The sequence below is a fragment of the Lancefieldella parvula genome (genome assembly GCF_963530955.1).
In the GTDB taxonomy this organism is placed as follows: Bacteria; Actinomycetota; Coriobacteriia; order Coriobacteriales; family Atopobiaceae; genus Lancefieldella; species Lancefieldella parvula_A.
Map to the genome: position 1 here is coordinate 1 of NZ_CAUSFQ010000080.1, position 6,564 is coordinate 6,564.

Genomic DNA, 6,564 nt, shown 5'->3' on the forward strand with positions numbered 1-6,564 from the left:
CCGCATATAAACAGCCTCCCGTTTCTTGGACATAAGAAATGGGAGGCAGTTCACAGCGCTCGTAAAGGATAACTATCCCAGCAACGAAAGCACTTCTCGCTTGGCAGCTAAAAACTCTGCGCTCAAGTCAAACGATGCCAGGTCAGTAGCTTGAGCAGAACCTGCCTCCGACACCGCATCGGCGCAGCCTTGCGGCTCAACAACGCCCACAATCTTGGTTACCACACCCTGCGCGGGACTGCCCGCCATTACGTAAATGCGAGAAGCCATGGCAACCGCCTCATCAACGTCGTGCGTGATCACCAGTGCCGAGAGGCCAAACTCCTTCACGGAAGACATGAGCCACGTACGCATTTCTCGCCGTGTGAGGGCATCAAGTGCCGAGAAGGGCTCGTCCAGCAGCATAATGTCTGAGCCAATGAGCGCTGTGCGCAGGAACGCAACACGCTGCCTCATGCCGCCTGAGAGCTCGTGAGGCCAGCTTTGTGCCACGCGCTCAAGTCCACCGCGTTCCAGCATCTCCTGGGCTCGTGCGCGTGCCTCAGAGCGCAAGACGCCCTTCAGCTCAAGTGGAAGCGCTATGTTATCGATGATGCGCTTGCTTGGGATGAGCAAATCCTTCTGGAGCATGTAGCCAATGTGTCCCGGATGCCCTGTGACGTCAGAGCCATGCAGCAGTACCATGCCCTGTCTCGGCTGCAGAAGTCCTGCAAGCGCATGGAGCAGTGTTGTCTTGCCGCAGCCTGAGCGACCAACCAAGCAGGTAATGGTGCCAGGTTGCAGCTCAATCGAGATATCCTGAGCAACTACCTGACCGTTTCCCCAAACCAGCATAAGATTGCGCGCCTCAAGTGCTGGCACGTCCTGTTGTGGCTCGCATGCAGGTGCAGCTCCTAGGCTTTTCTCGCCAGAAGCGTCCATAGCAGCACCTTCTGTTATGTCAATAAGCTTCTTATCCAAGGTACTCACTAGTAAATCCTGCGGATGGGTCAATCTTATTCTCTAGCAGCTGCTGGTTATTGAGCCAGGTGTAGAAACGCTGCCAACGGGCAGAATCAATGACGCCCCACTTCTCGGCGTCGTCAATGTATTTGGCAGCCAAGAACTTCTGAGAAGCTTTAACCAGGTCAGCGTCAAGTTCTGGAACAGCTTTGAGTAGAATTTCTGCTGCCTCGTCTGGGTTAGAGACGCAGAACTCATAACCTTTTCTGGTAGCGCTTAAGAAGGCCTTAACAGCGTCTGGATTCTCTTTTGCAAAGCCATCATTTACTGCGATAACTGGCGTGTAGTAGTCAAAATTCTGATCAATAGCTGCAAACGCAAAGTAGTTGTACGCAAAGTTCTGAACACGAGCGTTTTGAACAGCCCACTGCTCATACACCCAAACAGCATCAAACATCTTTGCTTTTAGTCCAGATACCTCATCATCTACCTCATAAGGTACCATTTTAAGCGTGGAGGGATCTCCTCCATCAGACTCCATAACTGACCTGATAGTAGCCTGCTCAACAGGGAGATTCCACGTTGCGTAGGTACGATCATTAAGGTCACGTGGACGAACAATGTGATCCTCTTCACGGCTCATAATGCCCGAAAGATTGTGCTGAATGATAGCGGCCACCGCAGTATATGGCAGCGGATTAGAAGACGAGAGGCTGTTAGCAATATAGTCCTGGTAGGTAACGCCCATCTGAGCGCCGCCGGCACCAATCAGCGCATCGGCGCCGTCAGCAGGTGGCTGCTGAATAGTTACCTTGAGGCCGACCTCGTCAAAGTAGCCCTTCTCCTGAGCCACATAAATGCCGGTGTGGTTGGTGTTAGGAGTGTAGTCCAGAGCAAACGTAATCTCTGTGGTACCGCTGGAATTCTGCCCAGCACTCTTGTTTGCGTTGGATGGAGCCGACGGCTGCTCAAGCGAGCAACCTGTGCAAAGTCCTGCTGTCGAGAAACCCATCGCAGTTAGAAAGCCTTTTCTTGTTATACCCTTGCGATTAAATGCGTTCATGCGCGTAATCACTTCTTTCTTTGAGTTCCGTCAAAGTTATCGTGCAGATTCTTTGGCATCCTGAGAGGTATCCCAAGGAAGTGCACGCTTTTGGACAAGTTCCACGAGCTTCATCAACACCAGCGACAGCGCAGACACTACCACGATTGCCGCAAACATCCTGTCGTACGCAAACGCCTTTCTGACGCGCGTCATATACACTCCCAGTCCAGCGTCGCCTCCCAGCCATTCTGCAATTACTGCGCCAATTACGGCGTAGGTCACGCTCATTTTGAGTCCCGAGAAAAACTGTGGTGCAGCAGCAGCCAACTTGACGTGCCAAAAAATCTGCACACGACTAGCTCCCATGGTGGTCATCAGGTCAACCATATCGGGATCAATTGATTTAAATGCCGAGTTCAACGCCACGGTAATGGGGAAAAACGTTGAAATGGCCACAAGAACAATCTTTGGCAAAAGGCCATAACCCAGCCAAAGCACCAGAAGCGGTGCGATAGTCACAATAGGAATAGTCTGCGAGATAGTAACAAGTGGAGAAAGCAGCTTGTCCAGCGTTTTGAAGAAGTCCATAAGAACCGCAAGCGCAAAGCCAATAAGCACTCCAATAGCCAGACCAACAAGGGATTCTAGAAGTGTAATCCCTGTATGTGTCATAAGAAGCTGAAAGTCCTTGACCAGTGCAAATACAACCTGAACAGGTGTTGGCACAAGATAATTTGGAATAATTCCTGCAACAATAACAAGCTGCCAAAGCACAAGAAAAGAAGTAAGGGATATGGCTTGCAGCGCAAACTGAGAAAGTTTTTTCATATGCCCTCCTTCTTGTAGTGCGTAAGGATGGCATTGACTCCCTACGCTGGCATTACCCAGATCAGGTTAATGGGTCGCAGCATGAGGTGCTGCCTCTCAGCCAGGCTATTTCCTAGCTCCCCGTACATTTATTATAGCGCGGACTAGCGCGGACTCCTCTAACATCAAATAAATAGTTAAACAATGCCCCGAAGCCACGTGATCTTAGCCCAACGGACTAGCCCAGAAGCTCCTTAAGTCCCAGCTTATCTGCCTCGGTAATTTGACGTACGACCTTTGCGGGAGAACCAACAACAAGAGAATTGTCTGGAATATCTTTAGTAACCAGACTATTAGCACCAACTACACAGTTATTTCCGATAGTTACGCCAGGAAGCACCGTCACATTTCCGCCAAACCAGCAGTTATCTCCCACCGTGATAGGCAATGCTCGCTCATACCAAGCATTTCTCTCCTCAGCATCTAGAGGGTGTTGAACGGTGTACGCCTTAAACTGTGGGCCCACAAAACTATGAGCACCAAAAGTGATAGGCGCACAATCCATCAAGTATGCACCGTGGTTGATAAAGCTATGTGGGCCAATTTTGATGTTGAAGCCATAGTCAACATTAAAAGGAGAAACTGCTGCGCTTCCCTCTCCCAGTTCGCCGAGAAGTTCGGTCAAAATCTGACGACACTTTTCTTTATCACTTGGGCGGGTCTGATTGAACTCCCAGGCAAGATCCTTAGCGCGCCAAAAAGCTGCGCTTTGTTCTGCGTCAGCTTCACCACCACACCACTCACCAGCGCTCATGCGCTCAAGCTTTGATTTCTTATTTTCTGACTTTGCGGTAGTCTGCTTTGGATCAACATCGTACATGACTAACTCCTTGTGTCTCTTTATGTAATGACAAGAAGTGTAATAAAAGAAGAGCCCCTGACGAGGCTCTTCTCAGTTAGTTTAAAGTTCTTGTAACCAACTACATTGCATCAAAAACATTTACCCACTTAAGCAGGAACTCTGTTTCTTTTACACGACCGCGAGCAAGCTCTGCTGCAGCAACAATGCCAAGCCATTCGTTTACATACTGACGAGTGCAGCCTTGCTTGGTGCAATAAAGATTGATGTACTTCTCGGCAAGTTCCTCATCACCATGAAGAAGCAGGTGCAGATAAGTTGTAGCGCAGTCTGCTGCACCATTGCCCTGTGTTGCATGAGCCCAGTCAAGAATTACAGGAGTGCCATCCTCGGCGAGAATAACATTGGAAGGAACAAAGTCTCCATGACAGACTTTAGTGTGAGGCTTCATACCATCAAGCTTAAGCAGAAGCTCATACCTTGTGGCCTCATCAAGGATGTCTGGAATGCTGTTAATCATTCGGGTGAACTTGTCTTTTTGACGAGTAAGAAGCGGTGCCTTATGAGCATGAATAGCCAGCTCAATATCGACAAACTTATTGAGATACTCGTCCTTTTTTTCTGGATGCTCCTCAATAAGCTGCCTAATTGTTTTACCTTCAACTTTTCTGGTTGAAACAGCCCAGCAATTACCAACTTTACTAATCTCTACAAGAGATGGAACGTTGATGCCGGCCTGCTCAGCACGAGTAAGGTTTAAAGCCTCATTCATAATATCAGCAGAAGGTTTGCTTCCGCTGAACACCTTAACGACTGTGTCTCCGTTGTCATACACAACCTTGTTATTACGCTCGACAATTACCTTTTTATCAGCTTTGAGCTCCATAACAACCTCCAATAAGGTACTCATGCAGATACTCACTCTCCACCTAGTAGTATTGTCGTTCTTCTCTAATCTCTCCTGGCGAGAAGAACACTCTTATTGGTTAAACGGTTGGCAAATTCGGTGAACGTAAACATCTCCAGTTAAAACAAGGAATCGTCCTTCTGACAAAGATCCCCCGCTTTTTATAAAAGCGGGGGATCTGCATACTAAGTGTATGTGTGTTGCTTACTGCTCTTTACGAGTACGAGCATATGCTCCAACACCAACAAAGCCAGCACCAACTGTTGCAAAAGCAACCATAGCTACAACGCTTGCGTCACCAGTATCAGGCGTGCGATGCTTACGCTTCTTACCAGGCTTCTCTGGAGTTGGAGTTGGAGTAACTGGAGTCTCGGTGTTGGTAATGGTAAAGCCATTAGCCATATCACCAGTTATCTCAGAAGTGTAACCCTCGATAACATCCTCAGAAACGGTGTAAGCAATGACGTGATTATCTGCTGCGTAAAGATTTACACCAACAAACGAACCGGTCCAATTGTTTGCCTCAGAAAGGACAAGGGTCTGACCAGTGTCAACACCATCAGCAAGCAGGTGAACGGTTACAGAATCCTTCTTTGTACCGTTCCAAACCTTGGTTACTGGGACATCACGAGTCACGGGAGCGTCGGCCTTATTGGTCAGGGTAGTAACGTTACCATTAACCTCAGGAGTCTGAGCAGTCCAACCGACTACGGTTCCTTCTGTAAAGCTCAAAGTTACGTTATCAGGAAGACCGTGGAATGTATGCTCCCAGTTGTTTGCTGCAGAAAGCTCAACGGAGTCAACAACATATCCATCTGCCTTTAGATAAACAGTAAGCGTCTCTGGAATAACTGCATCTGGGTTTGCAGAAGTATCCCAAACCTTCTTAACGGTTACATCCTGAGTACCCTCTTCACCAGTAATAACGGTACCGTTGGAGCCAATACCACCACCACGCTGTGCAGTATTTCCAGAAATAATCAGCTGAGCCTTATTCTGTGCTGCAGCGATAGAGCTATAACGAAGATTAGACTCAAGAGCAAGCATATCGGTATTGTTAACGATATTGCTTACTTCTTCAGTAGTATGACGTGCAGCAGCTGGATCAGCTTCACCAAGGATTGAAGGAAGGTTGATGGTAACCGCGCCATCCTTGGTCCAGTGTGCAGAGGCACCACCAAGCATATAATCAGAAATGGTTGCACCGGCAGATTCACCTGCACCGCGAACGGTTGCAATCTCATCACCAGCACCATTTGCGGTGTTGTTGAAGAATGCTACGCCATTTTTGGAGTGGAATTCAGCTACACCAGTTGGGCAGAACCAAGCACCACCACCAATAACAGTTGCGGTGTTGTTCTTAATAAGTGCGTTATTAATGTGGACAACATAAGGAACAGAAGCAACGTAAACTGCGCCGCCCTGGTCATTTGCAGTGTTATTGATAATTTCACCAGCATTAAGGGTTACATTAGCAGATGCAACATAAATACCAGCACCAACACCCTTATCGCCAAGCTGGTTGGTGCCATTACTAGTGACCTTGTTTCCGTCAATAGAGCCACCATTCATGGCGAAGCCAGCGCGATAAATGTTTGGCCAGTTATTCCATGGAGCACCAACCCTGGAATAAGGAACCTTCTGACCACCAACAACACCAACAAACTGGTCGTAGGTAGCAACGCCACCGCCAGCAATGCCAGCAGTGTTGTTCTTGATGATGCCGTTATTCATAACAACGTTGCCGTTCCAGATTACGTAGATACCACCACCGGACTCAGAAGCAACATTATTAGTAATAGAGCCACCGTTGAAGGTAAAGTCTGCCTTTGACTTAGAATCACCAAACTGAGGATTACCTGCGTAAATGTAGACGCCTGCACCTTCAACAGCCTTATTGTTAGTGATATATCCACCACCCATAGTGGCTGTTGTTGTCTCACCGTTTGGATCCAAGGCATAGAGCATCAGACCACCAGAAGAATTAATGGTAGAAGAAGCATC

The 6,564-nt window shown here is 48.2% G+C and carries 6 protein-coding genes and 1 riboswitch; all 6 genes read right to left on the reverse strand.

Annotated features, from left to right (window positions below; translation table 11 throughout):
- Positions 1 to 72 precede the first annotated feature (72 nt).
- On the reverse strand, positions 73 to 969 hold the full coding sequence (locus RWJ43_RS05545) for an ATP-binding cassette domain-containing protein (protein WP_314008775.1): 897 nt from the start codon (positions 967 to 969) through the stop codon (positions 73 to 75).
- Positions 953 to 1,954 carry an ABC transporter substrate-binding protein gene (locus tag RWJ43_RS05550; RefSeq protein WP_314008778.1) on the reverse strand — a complete coding sequence of 334 codons (1,002 nt, stop codon included), beginning with the start codon at positions 1,952 to 1,954 and terminating at the stop codon, positions 953 to 955. The genes RWJ43_RS05545 and RWJ43_RS05550 overlap by 17 nt, the downstream gene beginning before the upstream one ends.
- Positions 1,955 to 2,041: 87 nt before the next feature.
- Entirely contained in the window at positions 2,042 to 2,815 is a 774-nt protein-coding gene (locus RWJ43_RS05555; protein ID WP_314008781.1) for an ABC transporter permease, read from the reverse strand.
- Between the two features lie 21 nt (positions 2,816 to 2,836).
- Positions 2,837 to 2,948, reverse strand: a riboswitch (TPP riboswitch).
- A gap of 84 nt (positions 2,949 to 3,032) precedes the next feature.
- The gene (locus RWJ43_RS05560) at positions 3,033 to 3,674 is read right to left on the reverse strand and encodes a sugar O-acetyltransferase (RefSeq protein ID WP_314008782.1); all 642 of its coding nucleotides are present in this window, start codon (positions 3,672 to 3,674) and stop codon (positions 3,033 to 3,035) included.
- 100 nt (positions 3,675 to 3,774) lie between these two features.
- Entirely contained in the window at positions 3,775 to 4,539 is a 765-nt protein-coding gene (locus RWJ43_RS05565; protein ID WP_314008788.1) for an aminoglycoside phosphotransferase family protein, read from the reverse strand.
- A 225-nt stretch (positions 4,540 to 4,764) separates the two neighbouring features.
- The coding region (locus RWJ43_RS05570) for a Cna B-type domain-containing protein (protein WP_314008785.1) at positions 4,765 to 6,564 on the reverse strand (1,800 nt) is incomplete at its 5' end.